This is a genomic window from Streptomyces sp. NBC_01431 (assembly GCF_036231355.1).
Classification (GTDB): domain Bacteria; phylum Actinomycetota; class Actinomycetes; order Streptomycetales; family Streptomycetaceae; genus Streptomyces.
In genome coordinates this window covers 1,872,455-1,890,183 of the sequence record NZ_CP109496.1, presented here as the reverse complement: position 1 = coordinate 1,890,183, position 17,729 = coordinate 1,872,455, and the positions used below count along the sequence as shown (strand labels likewise).

Genomic DNA, 17,729 nt, shown 5'->3' with positions numbered 1-17,729 from the left:
ACGGTAGGGGCGACTGGGTTCTCCAAGCCACCTGAATTTCTCGATACTTCTCCCGGTGGGATCGAGCTTTCCCTGTCTTTCTCACATGGCCGCGCCCATGCTGTGGTGCGCGGAAAAGATCAAGGCCCCACCCGAGCCAACGGATAGGGCCTTGATCATCGGGGCGCACGGTTCGGGACCGTAACTCGATTTTTGACCCCATCGTGACCTGCGGCGATGCCCTAAACCGGGACATTTTGATGTACTTCGATGTCGCTCAGTGCCGTCCCATGCTCCTCGATTCCGGTCGGTGTTCCCGCGGGAACAGAGCCAGACCGGGGTTCCCCAGGCGGCGCACGGCATGAGTGCAAAACGCCCTGTTCGCGCCACGGGAACAAGGCCGTGCCCCCGCCAAGACGGGGGCACCGCTGGCCACTCCCAGCCGCCTGGGGGGCAGGACCGGGAGGGCCGCTCGTAGGGCCTGCGGGTCGAGCTGGGTGGTGCTCATGTGGTGCCGCCGTTCGTTGAGTGGAGGTGCGTGCCCCCGTCCCGGCCGTGGTCCTGCCAGGGAATTGGTCGGCCGGGACGGGGGACGTGGGGAGCCGCTCCCTGCCGATCGGCGGCGGCAGGGAGCGGAGTTCAGTGGCGGGGCGGGAGGAAGCTCCGCTGTGTCTCCCGGGTGAGTCCTGCCGATTGGGCCGCGGCCGCCTGCTCCGGGGTGGCGGGCTGGAGTTCCCGGTTCCGGAAGGTCGCCTCGCGCAGTTGGCCGGGGCGCTCCGGCGGGAGGAAGGCGACCCGCTTCATGTCGTTCAGGTCCATCGTGATGAGCCCGGTACGGCCGTCGTGGACCACGTAGTCCCACTTCTTCACGACTGGGCTCCCCGCAGTTCCAGTGTTCCGGCCGTGACGAGGGCTGCCAGCCGGATCGGGTCGCAGAGATGTCCAGGGCGGGTCATCGGGACGGCCCAGTAGCAGTCCAGCCCGTCGGCGGGGTGGGTGAACTCGATGGGGGGCACGCCCAGGTACGTGTCGCTGCCGAGGTACTCGGCGTGCTGGCCGAGCCCCCACGTCGGTTCGGCCGGCGGCGTGAGGGCGTAGAACCTGCGCCCCTGGGGGTCGTGGATGACGGGGCCGTGCAGGGCGGCCGCCAGGACGCGAGTCACGGTCTCGGGGAGCGTGCTGGCGGTGACGGCGTACACGAGCGGCTCGGTGAGGCGGACCGCTGAGAAGCGGCGGCCGAGGGCGAGCGTGGCGATCCCTCCTTTCCGCCACAGATCCTTCGCTACCTGAGGACGCCTGAAACTGCCCGCGAGCCAGTCGTGGATCGCCTCTCGCTCGGACTCGGTGAGGGGATGGACAAGTGGGGTGTCAACGGTGTTCATGGGTGCCTCCGCCGTCGGCTGCTCGAAGCGGCGCGGAGCGCCGTCGTGACCAGCAAAGTAAGGAGGCAGGAGGCGGACCCGCTCGGCGATTGCGCGCAATTGCTTGCGCAGGGCGCCGGGTTCGCCGAGATTGCTCAGGTGGTGTCGAGAGATGCCCTGGCGCGCGCGATGACGCGGTGCGCCTGTGGGCCGTACACGGCAGACTCGGCCAGCCAGTCCCACGCGCGCTCGTACAGGCGAATCGAGTCCTCGTCGTCGAGCCACATCTCTGTGTCGATCGTCTCGACGATCACGAGACGCCGGTCGTAGATCCAGAATCCGTGCGCAGGGGTGCGCCGCAGCTGTGCGCCGAGCGGCACGATGCCGAGCTCGATGGTGTCGAGGCCGATGAGGCTGACGAGCCGGTCCAGTTGAGCTGCGTGAATCTCGCGCGAGCACATCCGCACGTACAAGGCGGCCTCCCACACGAGGAAGCGAAAGCTCTTGCCCGGTTCGTACAGGGCCTGCTGGCGGCGCATCCGCGTCCGCACGGCGTCGTCGATGTCCTTGACGACCTGCCGGAACCGGGAGTTCGCCGCGAAGGTGGCGCGAGCGTAGTCCGGTGTCTGGAACAGGCCCGGGATACGGGCGACTTCCAGGCCGCGGATGGCCTTGGTGTCCGCCGTCTCCGCGATGGCCAGCTCCTGCCTGGCGCGGTGCCCGGTTGCCAGTTGTCGGCGCCATGACCGGTACTTCGTCTCCACCCCCGACAGGCGTCCGGTCAGCTCGCCCGTCAGCTCCGGCCGGCCGACGGCCTGCGCCCAAGCACCGAGATCACCTGGAGTAGGGGTCTGCTTCCCTAACTCCAGGCGGGACACCTTGGAGCGCTGCCAGCCGAGCTGTTCCGCGATGCCTTTCCCGTCGAGGCCAGCCGCAGTGCGCAGCTCACGTAGCCGCGCACCCAAGGCGATCCTCGCGTTCTGGAAGTCCGTCGTCACACGATGGAACGTACCTGCCTCTGGAACTCCTCGGTACGGGTCGCGTAGTGCCATGCCTTGTCGCGCGTCTGGCAGGCGGCAAGGACCTCGGCGGGATCTTCGCTAATGATCACGCCGAGGGTGTTGTCCTCGTCGTCGAAGACGAAACGGACCAGAGTGCGGGAATCGAAGAGCCAGAAGTCCCAGTCGGGCAGTCCGAGGCGACTGGCTTCCGACCGGGGCAGGTTGCGGATGTCCTCGCCGGCTGCGACGTTCCCGAGTCCGGAGGCCAGGAGGTACTGCTGCCCCTCGGTGGCCGGCTCGTCGACGAGCCGGACGCGCTCGAAGCGTTTCCCCTGCTCCGTCTGCTTGCGCACGTTGGTGCGCCAGGCGTCGAAGGGCTCATCGGCGATGCGTTCGCCGGCCTGCCAGCGCTGCCACTTTTCGCCCCTGCGGTCGGAGGCGTAGCCGCTTCGCGTCTCCAAGCGCCAGGCCGTGTGCTTGAAGTCGGTGAACATGTGGGCCACTTGGGGGAACGGGATCATGTCATTCGTCACCGCGCGGGGAGCGAACCGAGTGAGTAGGTCACGAGGCACGGTGACGAAGGTCTCCGATTCCTTCACGTCGCGCAGCTGGACCAGGTGCTCGGGGTCGGTGACTCGCTCGCCTTGTACGAGGATGTCTCCGGTCCCCTCGACTTCGTACAGCGTGGGGCAGTCGCCGTCGTCGCTGGTGGTGCCGATGAACCTGAGCGTCATGTTGTCCTCCGCTGGTTGGGGAACCAGAATGCGGCGAACGGCGTGCTCGTGCCCGGCAATTGCGGCAGATTGCGAATCGCGCTGTCCTTAAGCCGGGCTGGGGGCAACGCTGTGCGCAACGCGACGAAGGGGATCTCGGCCCCTTTGGCGCAGCCCTCGACCGATGGCGATCTGTCCCTGGACTCAGCAGGCGGCCCAACTCCGCGTCTTCTTCTGCGAGGAGTTGAGAGGGAAGGCAGCCGAACCGTTCGCACAGGTTGAGGACGGCCGGGGCATAGATCAGCTCGCGAGGCTCTCGGACAGGGGTGCCATCGGCAGCGATTGGCCTGTCGTTCGCCTTCGTCAAGGTCACCGAGGGGCCAGTGTCGACCCGTCCCAGCCGCGCGCGGCGAGGCTCTTGCCGGTACCGGTCGGCCCCGCGATGACGACCTCGGACTCCCGCGCCTTGAACAACGCGGCGGCTGCGCCTCGGGGTTCGTAGCCGACGACGGTTGGGGCGTCGACGGCGGTGGTCATGTGAGGTCGGCGGGGTCGATGCCGACGATCTCGTACCGGACGCCGCCGCTGATGTTGACCTTCTTCTCGGCGTCGAGGCCGTGGAGCTTGCGGTACGACTCGCATATCTTCAGGGCGACTTGGAGGGCCTGGAGCTTCGGGCCCTCGTCCGGGATCGGGACCTCTTTGCCGGTGTCGGCGTCGAGCATCATGACCACGCGGCCTTGCTGCACGGTGATGTGGTGCTGGTCGAGGATGGCCAGGGCGCGGGCGTACAGCTCGTCGAGCTCGGCGGACTCGGTCTCGATGAGCCGGGTGACGGGCTCGATCGCTGCGTCCTTGCGTGCGCGTCGGACGCCGCGCCAGGGATTGGGCCTTGGCCCATGAGGACAAATGCCGAGCCAGGGCGGAAGCGGCAGAGGACGCGAGGGACAAGCTCTTGCTGCAAGATCAGACGCGCGTCCTCAACGCTGTGAGGGCCGTGCTTGACGAGATCGTGGAGCCAGGCAAGCACGAGGACGAGTAAGCGGCCGACGCCGTCGTTGGGCTGATGGCGTTCACTCACTGGCCATACGCGTGCTGTTGTTTCAGCTCCTGACTAACGGTCTTCCCGTACCAGCGGTGCGCACGCTGGGAGGTGTCGTCGGGCGCCGGCCACCGAGGGGTGCCGTCGGCGCGCAGCTTGGTGGCCGGCGTGGATCGTCGCGGCCGTGATGCTGGCAGTAGTCGAAGCCGAGCGCGGCCAACAGGAGTCGGATCATGACTCGTTCACTCCCTCCCGATCACGCGGACGTGCGTCCGGGCAGGGTTGTGGTCGTCGTCACCTCCCTCGTACCCGTCGCGCGTGTTGTCCTCGATGCCCGTGGGCCTCGACCAAGCCCTTGAATTGCTTGGCGCCGTCCGGGTTGCCGAAGTTCTCTGTCTGCCAGCTTCCGCCTTGACACCACTTCACCTGATAGGTGACTGAGCCGTCCTTCTTCGGGCGGTCCACGATGCTCGCCATGAGGGGACGATAGGACCATCTTCCTTGATCGTGTTCCCGTGATGTTCCCAAGCCCCCTACAAAGATCAAGGCCTCACCCATAAATGCAGGTGAGGCCTTGATCATCGGACGCTCGGTTCGGGACCGTAAACCGAACCCAGCGTCCTGGTCGGGAAGTTGGGACCGCCCGGCGGTACGAGGCTGGCGCGACAGGACGTTCGTACCGCCGGACGGAGTTCGCGGGGGAGATGACCGGGATCGCGGCGGCGGCGATTGGAGTGCGCGCCGAAACCCTTCCCTCAGGTCAGGAAGGGAGGCGCGCACACCTTGACCACCGCACTGGCATCGCCGAACCGCCGCGATCCTCAGGTTGTCCGGAGCCGCCGACCACCCCTCATCCGGGTCGGCGGACCGAACGGTGCAAGGAATTTGACCTCCCGTCAATTCCCTTGCACGGTCTTGGTGTTGAACCGGCCGCTAGTCCTCGCGCAGGGCGCGGACGGCCTCCTCGACGCGCTTGCCGTAGTCGGCGTCGGCGGCGTGGAAGTGGGCCAGGTTCTTCTCGATGACGTCGTCGCGGGTGACCTGCGAGAGGCCGCCGGCGATGTTCGCGATGAGACGGGCCTTCTCGTCGTCCGACATCAGGCGGTAGAGCTCGCCCGCCTGGAAGAAGTCGTCGTCCTTCACGTGGGCCGGGGCGGCGTGCGTGCCCGTGTAGCCGTGGATCGCGAGCGGGGCCGACAGGGCCGCGTCGGTCTGGGCGGGACCCGCGTACGAGTTGGGCTCGTAGTTCTTGTCGGTACGGCGGCCGTTGCGGGTCGCCATCAGCCCGTCGCGGCCGTAGTTGTCGGCACTCCCCCCAGAAACAGCCTTCGGTGCGTTGACCGGGAGCTGGGTGTGGTTGACGCCCAGGCGGTAGCGGTGCGCGTCGGCGTAGGCGAACAGGCGGCCCTGGAGCATCTTGTCGGGCGAGGGGCCGATGCCCGGAACGAAGTTGTTCGGGGAGAAGGCGGCCTGCTCGACCTCGGCGAAGACGTTGTCGGGGTTGCGGTCCAGGACCAGACGGCCCACGCGCTGCAGCGGGTAGTCGCTGTGCGGCCACACCTTGGTGAGGTCGAACGGGTTGAAGCGGTAGTCCGCGGCCTCGGCGGCGGGCATGATCTGGACGTACAGCGTCCAGGACGGGTTCACGCCGCGCTCGATGGCCTGGAGCAGGTCCGTCTGGTGGCTGTTGGCGTCCTTGCCGACCGTCTCGGCAGCCTGCTCGGCGGAGAGCGAGCGGATGCCCTGGTTGGTCTTGAAGTGGTACTTGACGAAGAAGGCCTCGCCCTGCGCGTTCGTCCACTGGTAGGTGTGCGAGCCGTAGCCGTTCATGTGACGGTACGAGGCCGGGATGCCGCGGTCGCCCATGAGCCAGGTGATCTGGTGGGTGGCCTCGGGGGCGTGCGCCCAGAAGTCCCAGACGTTGTCCGGCTCCTGCTTGCCCGTGAAGGGGTCGCGCTTCTGGGAGTGGATGAAGTCGGGGAACTTGATCGGGTCCTTGATGAAGAACACCGGGGTGTTGTTGCCGACGAGGTCGTAGTTGCCCTCTTCGGTGTAGAACTTCAGGGCGAAGCCGCGCGGGTCGCGCACCGCGTCCGCGCCGCCGAGCGAGTCGGCCACGGTGGAGAAGCGGATGAACGTCTCGGTCCGCTTGCCCACCTCGCCGAGGAAGTTGGCCTTCGTGAAGCCGGTGACGTCATCCGTCACCTCGAAGTAGCCGTACGCGCCGGAGCCGCGGGCGTGCACCACGCGCTCCGGGATGCGCTCACGGTTGAAGCGCGCGAGCTTCTCAAGGAGGTGCTGGTCCTGGAGCAGGATGGGGCCACCGACGCCGGCGGTGGCGGAGTTCTGGTTGTCGGCGACGGGGGCGCCGGACTCGGTCGTAAGCACGCGCTTCGACATCGTGACCTTCCGTACTGGAGCTGCACCGCTGACTGTTCGGCGGTTCCTGGAGCGTAAGGAGGCCTGGAACGGAACGTCAACAGTTTGTTGAAAATGATGGAGTGAGCTTCCGGACGGCGGCGACGCCTGGGCGCGACAGGACAGGTGTCAGCGCCGCCGCCGACCGGAAATCTGGGGACCCCCAAAGGGGTGTTTCAGCGGGTCAGACCTGCGAGCCCGAGAGGCGCTCGACGGCGCGCAGCAGGGCGGAGTGGTCCAGACCGCCGTCGCCCTGGGCGCGCAGCGAGGCGACCAGCTGGGCGACGACCGCGCCGACCGGAAGGGCCGCGCCCACGTTGCGGGCGGCGTCGGTGACGATGCCCATGTCCTTGTGGTGCAGGTCGATCCGGAAGCCGGGCTTGAAGTCGCGGTTCAGGAAGTTGTCCTTCTTGCGGGTCAGGACCGTGGAGCCGGCCAGGCCGCCGTTCAGGACGTCCAGGGCGGCCGTCAGGTTCACGCCCGACTTCTCCAGGAAGACGACCGCCTCGGCGCAGGCCTGGATGTTGACCGCGACGATGAGCTGGTTGGCGGCCTTCACCGTCTGGCCGGAGCCGTGCGGGCCGCACAGGACGATGGTCTTGCCGAGGGCCTGAAGGATCGGCAGCGCCTCGTCGAAGTCGGCCTGCTCGCCACCCACCATGATCGACAGGACGGCCTCGATCGCGCCGGCCTCGCCGCCGGAGACGGGGGCGTCCAGAACGCGGATGCCCTTCTCGGCGGCGTTCTTCGCGAGGTCGACCGAGGTCTGCGGGGTGATCGACGACATGTCGATGATCAGCGCGCCCCGCCCGGCGTTGGCCAGGATGCCGGCCTCACCGTACGAGATGGCCTCCACCTGCGGGGATGCCGGGACCATCGTGATGATGACGTCGGCGTCCTTGACCGCCTCGGCGATCGAGCCCGCCACGGTGCCGCCGGCCGCCGCGAGGCGGTCCAGCTTGTCCTGCTCCAGGGTGAACCCGGTGACCGAGTAGCCGGCCTTGATCAGGTTCTCGGACATGGGGGAGCCCATGATTCCGAGGCCGACCCATGCGATCTTGGGGAGGTTGCTCATGAGGGTGCCTCTCTAACTGCGGTGGTACGTCAAGAAGTTCGGGTGCGCGGTCAGCTCGCCGCGCGGGCCTCGGCGGGGAGCCAATCGAAGGAGGCGGCGGCGTCGGGGGCCTTGTACTCCAGGCCGACCCAGCCGGCGTAGCCCGCCTTCTTGAGCTGGTCGAGCAGCTCCTCCAGCGGCAGCGAGCCGGTGCCCGGCGCGCCGCGGCCCGGGTTGTCGGCGATCTGCACGTGGCCGGTCTTGTCCGCGTACGCCTCGATGACCTCGCGGACGTTCTCGCCGTTCATCGACAGGTGGTAGATGTCGAGCAGGAACTTGGCGTTGCCAAGGCCTGTCGCCGCGTTCACCTTGTCGATGACCTCGATGGCGGAGGGCGCGCTCACCAGCGGGTAGAGCGGCGACTCCGGCTTGTTGAGGGTCTCGACCAGGAGGATCGCGCCGACCCGGTCGGCCGCGCGGGCCGCCAGGACGAGGTTCTCCAGGGCGAGGGTGTCCTGCACCTGCGGGTCTGCGCCCTCGACGCGGTTGCCGTACAGCGCGTTGAGCGCCTTGCAGCCCACCGAGGCGGCGAAGTCGGCCGCCACCTCGATGTTGGCGCGGAAGCGGTCCGACTCCTCGCCGGGTACCGAAAGGGCGCCGCGGTCCGGGCCGGGCAGCGCGCCGGTGTAGAAGTTCAGGCCCACGAGCTGGGTGCCGGCGTCATCGAGCGCCTTTTTCAGGGCGTCGAGCTCGGCCTGCTCGGGGGTGGGGGTTTCGATCCAGGGCCACCACAGCTCGACCGCCGTGAAGCCCGCCGCGGCGGCGGCCGCGGGGCGCTCCAGGAGCGGGAGTTCCGTGAAGAGGATCGAGAGGTTCACATCGAAGCGCTGGTCCGTGTATCCCATGAGGGGTGTGCGCTCCTTCCGTATCGCGGAAGTTATTTTCTGCTTGATGGAAGGTTGCAGTGGGACCGGCGGGCTTGTCAAGTGGGCCTCCCGGATTTCGTCGGCCGCGCAGTAGGTTGAGCCCGTGCGATTGAGAGTGGAGTTCACGACCGAGCCCTTCGACCTGGACGAGGCGCCCCCGCATGCCGTGGTCGCCCGCGACGTCATCCAGGCGGCCCAGCTGGACGCCGTGGACGTCGGTCCGTTCGGCAACACCGCGGAAGGCGGTGCCGACGACGTGCTGACCGCCGTGGACGCGCTGCTGCGCAAGGCCCTGGCGGCGGGCGCGACCCGCGTCTCGCTCCAGGTCAATGTGATCGGGGAGGGTGAGAAGTGACCGAATCGGCGGACCAGTCCTTTACGCGGGCGACCGAGCCCGCGGACCACCCTCTGATCCAGGCGGTCAAGCCGCTGGTCGATGCCATGGGTGCCGAGATATTGGCCCCCGGACACGCCGACCCCGACGACGTGGTGCTCGCCTGGGAGGGTGAGGACGTGGTGGCGGTGCGCCTCCCGCAGCTGTCCGACTCCCTCGATCACATCCTGGCCGCCATGGAGCGCCGGTACGGCATGCCGCTCGCGGGCCTGGACCGCAAGGCCAAGCAGTCGGTCGTCCGGACTCTGGAGGCGCGCGGCGCGTTCTCGGTGCGACACGGTGTGGAGACGGTCGCCGCCGCGCTCGGGGTCAGCCGCTTCACCGTGTACAACTACCTGAACAGGGATCTGAACAGGGGAAACGGCCCCAAGGGCGACTGAACGAGCACCCTCGGTGCCCGCTCAGGCACCCTTCGCGCGACGAGCCGCCGTCCGGACACCGGGCGGCGGTTTTTGTAACCCCAAGTTTTCAACAAAGTGTTGACGGGATGTTTCGGAGGGCGTTAGCTAGCCGCAGCCCGTTCAGCACCAAGGCCACGGAGGCCGCCGTGACTTCGACTCCGACACCGGGCCTCACCCGGTTCAACACCTCCCAGGACAGTGCGGCTCTGGCCGCACTCCACGAGGTGTGCGCCAGTTCGGCGTGGGGGAGCAAACTGCTCGCCCGGCGCCCGTACGCCACCGCAGAGGATCTCTTCACAGCCAGTGACGCCGCTCTGGCCGAGCTGACCGTGCAGGACCTCGAAGAGGCGATGGCCGGGCACCCGCCGATCGGTCGGCCGAAGCCCGGCGACCCCACGTCCGCCCGCGAACAGCGCGGCATGGCCGGGGCCTCCGAGGCCCTCAAGGCCGAGCTGCTCGAACTGAACCTGGCCTACCAGGAGAAGTTCGGCCATGTCTTCCTGATCTGCGCCACCGGCGCCACCGGTGAGCAGATGCGCGACGCCGTGAAGACCCGGATCGGCAACACCGCCGAGGAGGAGCGCGAGATCGTGCGCACCGAACTCGGGAAGATCAACCGAATCCGGCTGACCCGTCTCGTAGAAACAGCAGAAGAAGGGGACAAGGACTGATGAGCACCGCGACCACCGCCTCGGTGTCCACGCACATCCTGGACACCAGCATCGGACGCCCCGCCGAAGGCGTCGCCATCTCGCTCGCGGCCCGCTCGGGCTCCGACGCCGAGTGGATCGCGCTCGGCGGCTCCGCGACCGACGCGGACGGCCGCTGCAAGGACCTGCCGGCCCTGCCGGAAGGCACCACCCACGTACGACTCGACTTCGAGGTCGAGGGGTACTTCAGCAAGAACGACAAGAAGCAAGCCGAGGCGCAGCAGGACGCCCCCCGCGTAAGGGACAGCGGTGCGTTCTTCCCGGAGGTGGCGATCACTTTCGCCGTCAAGCCGGGCGAGCACTATCACGTACCGCTGCTGCTCAACCCGTTCGGCTACTCCGTTTACCGAGGGAGCTAGCAGACATGCCCACGATTCTCGGCCAGAACCAGTACGGCAAAGCAGAGAACCGCGTCGTCAAGATCACGCGGGACGGCGACACGCACCACATCAAGGACCTCAACGTCTCCGTCGCCCTGTCCGGCGACATGGCGGACGTGCACTACTCCGGCTCGAACGCCAACTGCCTGCCGACCGACACCACCAAGAACACGGTGTACGCGTTCGCCAAGGAGTACGGCATCGAGTCCGCCGAGCAGTTCGGCATCCACCTCGCGCGGCACTTCGTGACCTCGCAGGAGCCGATCAAGATCGCGCGGATCCGCATCGAGGAGTACTCGTGGGAGCGCATCGAGACCTCCGACGCCAACTCGAAGTTCATCGGCTCGGACGAGGTCAAGCACTCCTTCGTCCGCAAGGGCCAGGAGACCCGGGTCACCCAGATCACCTACGACGGTGAGAAGTGGGAGGTCATCTCCGGCCTCAAGGACCTGGTCGTGATGAACTCGACGAACTCCGAGTTCTGGGGCTACGTCAAGGACAAGTACACGACGCTCCAGGAGGCCTACGACCGCATCCTGGCGACCCAGGTCTCGGCCCGCTGGCGGTTCAACTGGACCGACGACGAGCAGAAGGCGCCCAACTGGGAGAAGTCCTACGAGCAGGTGCGCAAGCACATGCTCCAGGCCTTCGCCGAGACGTACTCGCTCTCGCTCCAGCAGACCCTGTACCAGATGGGTTCGCGCATCATCAACAGCCGGTCCGAGATCGACGAGGTTCGCTTCTCGCTGCCGAACAAGCACCACTTCCTGGTGGACCTCGAACCGTTCGGGCTCAAGAACGACAACGAGGTCTACTTCGCGGCGGACCGTCCGTACGGGCTCATCGAGGCGACCGTCCTGCGCGACGGCGTCGAGCCGCAGATCCCGGTCGACATGACCAACCTCTGACGCGGCACTGAGCCGTCCCCCGCCCGCCGTCGGGCGGGGGCCGGCCAGACCGGAGGGAAATCCCATGGCACAGCCCGCAATGGGGCCGGCACCAGCCGACGGCCCCTGTCCCACCCCACCTGAAGGTGCCGTGCACCCGGTGGACGAAAAGCTTCCGGCCGCGCGGCTCGTCCCCGCCGCGCTCCAGCACATCGCCGCCATGTACGCGGGCGTCGTCACCCCTCCGCTCATCATCGGCCAGGCCGTCGGCCTGGACACCGCGGGACAGACCCGGCTGATCGCGGCAAGCCTGCTCATCGCCGGGCTCGCCACCGTCCTGCAGACCCTCGGCATCGCGAACTTCGCGGGCAACCGGCTCCCGTTCGTGAATGCCGCCTCCTCGGCCGGCATCGCGCCCATGCTCGCGATCGCCGAAACCAGCGCCAGGGGCCACCAACTCCCCGCCATCTACGGCGCGGTGATGGTCGCCGGAGTCTTCTGCCTCCTGGTCGGCCCCTTCTTCGGCCGGCTGCTGCGTTTCTTCCCGCCGCTGGTGACCGGTGTCGTGATCACGCTCATCGGCGTCACGCTCATGCCCGTGCCGGTCTCCTGGGCCCAGGGCGGCGACAAGAACGCCGCCGACTTCGGATCCATGAAGAACCTGGCGCTCGCCGCCTTCACGCTCGCCGTGATCCTGCTCTTCCAGCGCTTCGCCCGCGGCTTCCTGCATCAAGTCGCCCTGCTGCTCGGTCTGTTGATCGGAACGCTCGCCGCGATCCCCTTCGGGATGGCCGACTTCTCCGCCCTGAGGTCCGCGCCGGTGGCGGCGCTGCCCACACCGTTCTCCTTCGGCGCCCCCGAGTTCCAGCCCGCGGCCATCCTGTCCCTGTGCATCGTGATGCTGGTCCTGATGACCGAGTCCAGCGCCGGAATGCTGGCGATCGGCGAGATCTGCGAGCGCCGCACCGACGGACGCACCATCGCCCGCGGCCTGCGCACCGACGGCATCGCGACGCTGCTCGGCCCCGTCTTCGGCGGCTTCCCGACCAGCGCGTTCGCCCAGAACGTGGGCGTGGTCTCACTGACTCGCGTCCGCAGCAGGTACGTTGTCGCGGTCGCGGGCGCCGCTCTGCTCGTGCTCGGCGCCTTCCCGGTGCTCGGCGCGGTCGTCTCCACGGTGCCGATGCCCGTCCTCGGCGGCGCCGGCATCGTCCTGTTCGGCTCGATCGCGGTCAGCGGTATCCGCACCCTCTCCGAGGCCGGGCTCGACGACAGCTCCAACATCATCCTGGTGGCAGTGGCGCTCGGAGCGGGCATCGTGCCCCTCGCGGCACCCACCTTCTACGCCGGATTCCCCGCCTGGGCGCAGACCGTGCTCGGGTCCGGCATCAGCGCGGGAGCGCTCGCCGCGGTCCTGCTGAACCTTTTCTTCCACCATCTCGGCACCCGGAGCACCGTCGCCGCCCCGGCACTCAAATCCTCGTAGGGTCCTGCCGTGCCCCAGTCACAACCGCCGCAGAGTAAGGAAGGAAGCACCATGGCACCTTCGGCAGCTCCCCAGCGCATCGTCATCGAGAACTGTGCGATCGCAACCGTGGACGCGAATGACACCGAGTACGCCTCCGGCTACCTGGTCGTCGCCGACAACAAGATCGAGTCGATCGGAGCCGGTCAGGCCCCGAAGGGCCTTCCGGGCGTGGTCCGCCGCATCGACGGCACCGGCCACCTGGTCACCCCCGGCCTGATCAACACGCACCACCACTTCTACCAGTGGATCACGCGTGGTCTGGCCACCGACCACAACCTCTTCAACTGGCTGGTCGCGCTCTACCCGACGTGGGCGCGCATCGACGAGCAGATGGGGCGCGTCGCGGCCCAGGGCTCGCTCGCGATGATGGCACGCGGTGGTGTCACCACCGCGATGGACCACCACTACGTCTACCCCCGGAACGCGGGCGACCTGTCCGGCGCGATCATCGGTGCCGCCTCCGAGATGGGCGTGCGCTTCACACTGGCCCGCGGCTCCATGGACCGCAGTGAGAAGGACGGCGGCCTGCCGCCGGACTTCGCGGTCGAGAGCCTCGACGGCGCGCTCGCCGCGACGGCCGAGACCGTGGACCGCTTCCACGACGCCTCCTTCGACTCGATGACCCAGGTCGCCGTCGCCCCCTGCTCGCCGTTCTCGGTCTCCACCGAACTCATGAAGCAGGGCGCCGAGTTGGCCCGCGCCAAGGGCGTACGGCTGCACACCCACGGCTCGGAGACCGTGGAGGAGGAGCAGTTCTGCAAGGAGCTGTTCGGCATGGGCCCCACCGACTACTTCGAGTCGACCGGCTGGCTCGGCCGCGACGTGTGGATGGCGCACTGCGTCCACATGAACGACTCCGACATCGCCGCCTTCGCCCGCACCGGCACCGGCGTCGCCCACTGCCCGTCCTCCAACGCGCGCCTGGCCGCGGGCATCGCCCGCGTCCCGGACATGCTGGCGGCCGGCGTCCCGGTCGGCCTCGGCGTCGACGGTACGGCGTCCAACGAGTCGGGGGAGCTGCACACCGAGCTGCGCAACGCGCTGCTCATCAACCGCCTCAACGCCCAGCACCGCGAGCGCGCGCTCAACGCCCGCCAGGCCCTGCGCCTTGGCACCTACGGCGGCGCCCAGGTGCTCGGCCGCGCCGACCAGATCGGCTCCCTTGAGGCGGGCAAGCTCGCCGACTTCGTGCTGTGGAAGATGGACACGCTCGCCCACGCCTCCATCGCCGACCCGGTGACCGCGCTGGTCTTCGGCGCGGCGGCCCCGGTCACGGCCTCGTTCGTGAACGGCAGGCAGATCGTCGAGAACAGCCGCCTCACCACGGTGGACGAGGACGCCATCGCGGTGGCGACCCGCGAAGAGGCCCAGCGCCTCGCCCGGATCGCCGCGCAGGCCTGACCTCCCCAGGAGTCCGGCCGAGGGGGACGGCCCTCGGCCGGTCGCCGTGGACCCGAGCGGGGTCCGCGGCAGCTGGACCGGGGGGTGCGTACTACAAGGACGTACGCACCCCCCGGACCGGTGATCCGTCCAATTTTCTTGTTGAGAACAATAGTTGACGCACCATCAGGCGTTCACCCACGCCGCCCCGCGCCGTCCGGGATCACCCGCCCCGAACGCGCCGACCGTACGAAACAGCGTGAGCCGCGCTGTTCGCACTGCTCCGCACCAGCTGTTCCAGCTGCTCAACGCACCACAACGCACCACAACGCACCACCTCCATGACACCCGCGTCCACCGCCGACGTGTAAACCGACCGGAGGAACCGCCGTGGCCGCACAGCCCAGGGTTCGCACTGCCGCAGTCAGCCCCGACCAGACCGCCGAGAAGCATCCGGTCGATGAAACGCTCCCCCCGCTGAAGATGTTCACCAGCGGCCTCCAGCACGTCGCCGCGATGTACGCGGGCGTGGTGGCCCCGCCCATGATCGTCGGCCCCGCCGTGGGACTCGACGCCAAGGAGACCGCTTTTCTGGTCGCCGCGAGCCTGTTCACCGCGGGCCTCGCCACCCTTCTCCAGACCCTCGGGATCTGGAAGATCGGCGCCAAGTTGCCCTTCGTGAACGGTGTTTCGTTCGCCGGGGTCACCCCGATGATCGCCATCGGCAAGGAGCACGGGGCGAACGCGATCCCCGTCATCTTCGGCGCGGTCATCGTCGCCGGACTGCTCGGCTTCATAGCCGCCCCCTACTTCGGCAAGCTCGTCCGCTTCTTCCCGCCGGTCGTCACCGGCACCGTGATCACCCTGATCGGCGTCTCGCTGCTCCCGGTGGCCTTCAACTGGTCGTCCGGCGGCAACGCCACGGCCTCCGACTACGGTTCGCTCTCCAACCTGGCTCTCGCCGGGATCACCCTGCTCATCGTGCTCGTACTGCGCAAACTCCTGCGCGGCTTCATGCAGCAGATCGCGATCCTGCTCGGCCTGGTGGCCGGTTCCCTCATCGCGATCCCGATGGGCAAGACCAGCCTGGGTGCCATCAAGAACGCGGACGTCGTCGGCTTTCCGACGCCGTTCCACTTCGGCGCCCCGCAGTTCGACATCGCCGCCATCGTCTCGATGTGCATCGTGATGCTGGTCTGCATGACCGAGTCCACCGCCGACATGCTGGCGCTCGGCAAGATCGTGGAGCGACCGGCCGACCAGGACACCATCGCGGGCGGCCTGCGCGCCGACACCCTCGGCTCGGTGCTCAGCACCCTCTTCAACGGCTTCATGGCCAGCGCCTTCGCCCAGAACATCGGCCTGGTCGCGATGACGAAGGTGCGCAGCCGCTTCGTCGTCGCCACCGGTGGCGGCATCCTGATCCTGCTCGGCCTGAGTCCGGTCGCGGCCTCCGTGATCTCCCTCGTACCGCTGCCGGTGCTCGGCGGCGCGGGCATCGTGCTGTTCGGCTCGGTGGCCGCCAGCGGCATCCAGACGCTGGCGAGTGCGGCCCTGGAGAAGGGCGAGAACGCGCTGATCGTGGCCGCCTCGGTCGGCATCGGCATCATCCCCATCGCCAAGCCGGACTTCTACCACGCCTTCCCGGACAAGCTCCTTGTCGTCCTCGACTCCGGGATCTCCACGGGCTGCGTGGTGGCCATCGTCCTGAACCTGGCCTTCAACCACTTCGGTCACAACCGCGCCGAGCCCGAGGGGGAGGCCCTCGTCACGGCCGAAACGGCGGTCGCCGTGCACTGACCGAGCCGCGGTCGCCTTGCTCTGACCGAGCCGGGAAAGCCGATGCGGTACCCGCGCCCCGTAAGGGGCACGGGCAGCCGCGCGACCAGCTTCGCCAAGCCCTCGACTCGGTTCGAGTGGGCGCCCCTCGGCCGACAGCCCGCCTGACCGCGCTTCCAGCGGAGCGCTCAGCGCTCGCAGGCGATGCCGTCGCCGTCGCGGTCCAGATGGGAGTCGTAGCCGGGGTCGCCGCGGTGAAGGGGAGCCACACCGGCCGCACGGGCGGCGGCGCAGTTCTTGTAGTAGACGCTGTCGCCACCGCCCTTGCCGCTTCCGCCGTCGTCCATCAGGGGCGGAAGGCTGGGTTCCGTCGGCTTCGGCTTCGCCGGGACCTTCGAAGCGGGGGGAGGCGAGGTCGGCGTGGCGCTCGGGCTCGGTGTCGCGCCGATCGAGGGCGACGTGGTGGCGGAGGGGGAGGAGGCCGGGGTGCTGGCCACCGGCGCCTTCGGCTTGGCGGGTTCGTCGCTCTGACAGCCGGTCGTGGTGAGGGCGAGCGCGCCGAGCACGCCGGAGACGAGCAGGGTGCGGACGGCGAGGCTGGATATGCGCATGCGGCTGGCTCTCTCCGACGATCAGACGCCTGTGATGATCTGGTGAAGAAGAGAATACGACTCGCAAAGGGTCCGTAAAGCTGAATTGAGCAACTCGGCCGTCCCGGAACGCACTTGAAGGCGGCTACGGCAGCAGTGCGCTGCCGTAGCCGCCTTCGCGGTGGGCGTCAGCCGATGTGGTACGGGTCGCCGTACACCTTCCAGTCGAGCGGCGTGTTCAGGTTCAGGTTCCCCTTCTTCAGGAAGACCCGCTGCTCGGTGTCGACGCGGCTGGTGTCGCTGTGCGCCTCCTCCTGCTTCATCGCCCAGACCCGGGCGTCCAGGAAGGCGTTGAGGTACGTCGTCTCGTTTCCGCCCTGCGCCGGGGGCTTGGCCTTGGCGAGGGCCCTCTTGCGGATGGAGCTGAAGCTGGTCGGGTCGCTTCCGTCGCCGTGCATCACGATGGCGTCGTAGTAGATGAACTGCCCGAGCGTGCCGACCCCGTCGGACTTGCCCTGCTTGACGGCCGGGTCGAAGTACACCCGGTCCCGCTCGTCGTTCTGGGCGTCCTTGAAGGCCGTCTCCGAGGCCGCGGTCTTCCAGTCCTTGGTGAAGTTCGGGTCCAGGCCCTTGTGTGAGTCGGTCCCGTTGACCTTCTCCAGGGCCGGCAGGTACTTCGCGAGGACGTTGCCGGGGTTGCGGGCCGTGTAGAGCTTGACCAGGTCGAGCATGTCACCGGTTCCGGAACAGAACCCGATGATCCCGGCGGTGTAGCCGCGCCCGTCCTTGATGTCCTCGATGTACTTGTACTGCGCCTTCCAGTCCAGCGAGGAGTTCTCCGCGCTGGAGACGAGCTGCATGGCTATTTCCTTCTTCGCCGGGTCGTCGAGCCCGGTCGCGGCGGCATTGATCACCGTCGCATTGTCCGCTGTCGCGGTGGCCGGGTTCTCGGCGGCGTACGCCGTGACCGGAACCGCGAGGAGCGCGGTGCCGAGCAGGGCCCCTACGGCGAGCTTGGTACGACGTGCGGTGGTCTTTCGGTGGGGGGTGTGCACCTGGACCTCCAAGAGGAGTTCGTCGCTCCGGTGTTCTGTTAGGAAACTTTCCTACCATTGCCCTGGAGGACCCGTACACCCCTGCGGCACAAGGAAGTTGAGGAAGCGGGGAGCCAAGTGGAGCCGTTCCC

Annotated in this window: 20 protein-coding genes; 8 read left to right on the top strand and 12 right to left on the bottom strand. The window is 68.1% G+C overall.

From position 1 onward, the window contains the following. Positions 1–618: 618 nt before the first annotated feature. From OG522_RS08885 to OG522_RS08840, 10 genes are all read right to left on the bottom strand, one after another. A complete protein-coding gene (locus OG522_RS08885; RefSeq protein WP_329462397.1) occupies positions 619–849 on the bottom strand; it encodes a hypothetical protein in 231 nt (76 codons plus the stop codon). Beyond that, positions 846–1,361: a hypothetical protein gene (locus OG522_RS08880; protein ID WP_329462396.1), complete on the bottom strand. Its 516-nt coding sequence runs from the start codon at positions 1,359–1,361 to the stop codon at positions 846–848. The genes OG522_RS08885 and OG522_RS08880 overlap by 4 nt, the downstream gene beginning before the upstream one ends. 134 nt (positions 1,362–1,495) lie before the next feature. After that, positions 1,496–2,338, bottom strand: coding sequence for a helix-turn-helix domain-containing protein (locus OG522_RS08875; protein WP_329462395.1), 843 nt, complete (start codon positions 2,336–2,338; stop codon positions 1,496–1,498). Then, positions 2,335–3,075, bottom strand: coding sequence for a DUF6879 family protein (locus OG522_RS08870; RefSeq protein ID WP_329462394.1), 741 nt, complete (start codon positions 3,073–3,075; stop codon positions 2,335–2,337). The genes OG522_RS08875 and OG522_RS08870 overlap by 4 nt, the downstream gene beginning before the upstream one ends. Before the next feature lie 348 nt (positions 3,076–3,423). Further along, positions 3,424–3,591 carry a hypothetical protein gene (locus tag OG522_RS08865; protein WP_329462393.1) on the bottom strand — a complete coding sequence of 56 codons (168 nt, stop codon included), beginning with the start codon at positions 3,589–3,591 and terminating at the stop codon, positions 3,424–3,426. Beyond that, positions 3,588–3,803 carry a hypothetical protein gene (locus OG522_RS08860; protein WP_329462392.1) on the bottom strand — a complete coding sequence of 72 codons (216 nt, stop codon included), beginning with the start codon at positions 3,801–3,803 and terminating at the stop codon, positions 3,588–3,590. The genes OG522_RS08865 and OG522_RS08860 overlap by 4 nt, the downstream gene beginning before the upstream one ends. A gap of 587 nt (positions 3,804–4,390) precedes the next feature. Next, positions 4,391–4,573, bottom strand: a complete 183-nt coding sequence (locus tag OG522_RS08855; protein WP_329462391.1) for a hypothetical protein — start codon at positions 4,571–4,573, stop codon at positions 4,391–4,393. 456 nt (positions 4,574–5,029) lie between these two features. Continuing rightward, positions 5,030–6,496: a catalase gene (locus OG522_RS08850; RefSeq protein ID WP_329462390.1), complete on the bottom strand. Its 1,467-nt coding sequence runs from the start codon at positions 6,494–6,496 to the stop codon at positions 5,030–5,032. Between the two features lie 202 nt (positions 6,497–6,698). After that, entirely contained in the window at positions 6,699–7,589 is an 891-nt protein-coding gene (locus OG522_RS08845; RefSeq protein WP_329462389.1) for a 2-hydroxy-3-oxopropionate reductase, read from the bottom strand. A gap of 50 nt (positions 7,590–7,639) precedes the next feature. Next, complete coding sequence (locus tag OG522_RS08840) at positions 7,640–8,473, bottom strand: TIM barrel protein (protein ID WP_329462388.1); 834 nt, start codon at positions 8,471–8,473, stop codon at positions 7,640–7,642. 124 nt (positions 8,474–8,597) lie between these two features. On the opposite strand from OG522_RS08840, the gene OG522_RS08835 reads away from it, so the two are divergent. The 8 genes from OG522_RS08835 to OG522_RS08800 all read left to right on the top strand — a co-directional run bounded on the left by OG522_RS08835 (position 8,598) and on the right by OG522_RS08800 (position 15,974). Continuing rightward, positions 8,598–8,849, top strand: coding sequence for a hypothetical protein (locus OG522_RS08835; RefSeq protein ID WP_329462387.1), 252 nt, complete (start codon positions 8,598–8,600; stop codon positions 8,847–8,849). Next, positions 8,846–9,268, top strand: a complete 423-nt coding sequence (locus tag OG522_RS08830) for a helix-turn-helix domain-containing protein (RefSeq protein ID WP_443074679.1) — start codon at positions 8,846–8,848, stop codon at positions 9,266–9,268. The genes OG522_RS08835 and OG522_RS08830 overlap by 4 nt, the downstream gene beginning before the upstream one ends. Before the next feature lie 167 nt (positions 9,269–9,435). Beyond that, positions 9,436–9,960 carry a 2-oxo-4-hydroxy-4-carboxy-5-ureidoimidazoline decarboxylase gene (gene uraD / locus OG522_RS08825; protein ID WP_329462386.1) on the top strand — a complete coding sequence of 175 codons (525 nt, stop codon included), beginning with the start codon at positions 9,436–9,438 and terminating at the stop codon, positions 9,958–9,960. Continuing rightward, positions 9,960–10,358: a hydroxyisourate hydrolase gene (gene uraH, locus OG522_RS08820; RefSeq protein ID WP_329462385.1), complete on the top strand. Its 399-nt coding sequence runs from the start codon at positions 9,960–9,962 to the stop codon at positions 10,356–10,358. The genes uraD and uraH overlap by 1 nt, the downstream gene beginning before the upstream one ends. A gap of 5 nt (positions 10,359–10,363) precedes the next feature. Further along, positions 10,364–11,287 carry a factor-independent urate hydroxylase gene (pucL, locus tag OG522_RS08815; protein ID WP_329462384.1) on the top strand — a complete coding sequence of 308 codons (924 nt, stop codon included), beginning with the start codon at positions 10,364–10,366 and terminating at the stop codon, positions 11,285–11,287. 64 nt (positions 11,288–11,351) lie between these two features. Further along, complete coding sequence (locus OG522_RS08810; RefSeq protein ID WP_329462383.1) at positions 11,352–12,752, top strand: nucleobase:cation symporter-2 family protein; 1,401 nt, start codon at positions 11,352–11,354, stop codon at positions 12,750–12,752. Between the two features lie 51 nt (positions 12,753–12,803). Beyond that, on the top strand, positions 12,804–14,195 hold the full coding sequence (locus OG522_RS08805; RefSeq protein WP_329462382.1) for an 8-oxoguanine deaminase: 1,392 nt from the start codon (positions 12,804–12,806) through the stop codon (positions 14,193–14,195). Positions 14,196–14,564: 369 nt separating this feature from the next. Continuing rightward, on the top strand, positions 14,565–15,974 hold the full coding sequence (locus tag OG522_RS08800; RefSeq protein WP_329462381.1) for a nucleobase:cation symporter-2 family protein: 1,410 nt from the start codon (positions 14,565–14,567) through the stop codon (positions 15,972–15,974). 167 nt (positions 15,975–16,141) lie between these two features. Here OG522_RS08800 and OG522_RS08795 read toward each other — a convergent pair whose 3' ends face one another. Beyond that, complete coding sequence (locus OG522_RS08795) at positions 16,142–16,564, bottom strand: excalibur calcium-binding domain-containing protein (protein WP_329462380.1); 423 nt, start codon at positions 16,562–16,564, stop codon at positions 16,142–16,144. Positions 16,565–16,731: 167 nt separating this feature from the next. After that, entirely contained in the window at positions 16,732–17,598 is an 867-nt protein-coding gene (locus OG522_RS08790) for a chitosanase (protein ID WP_329462379.1), read from the bottom strand. Positions 17,599–17,729 lie beyond the last annotated feature (131 nt).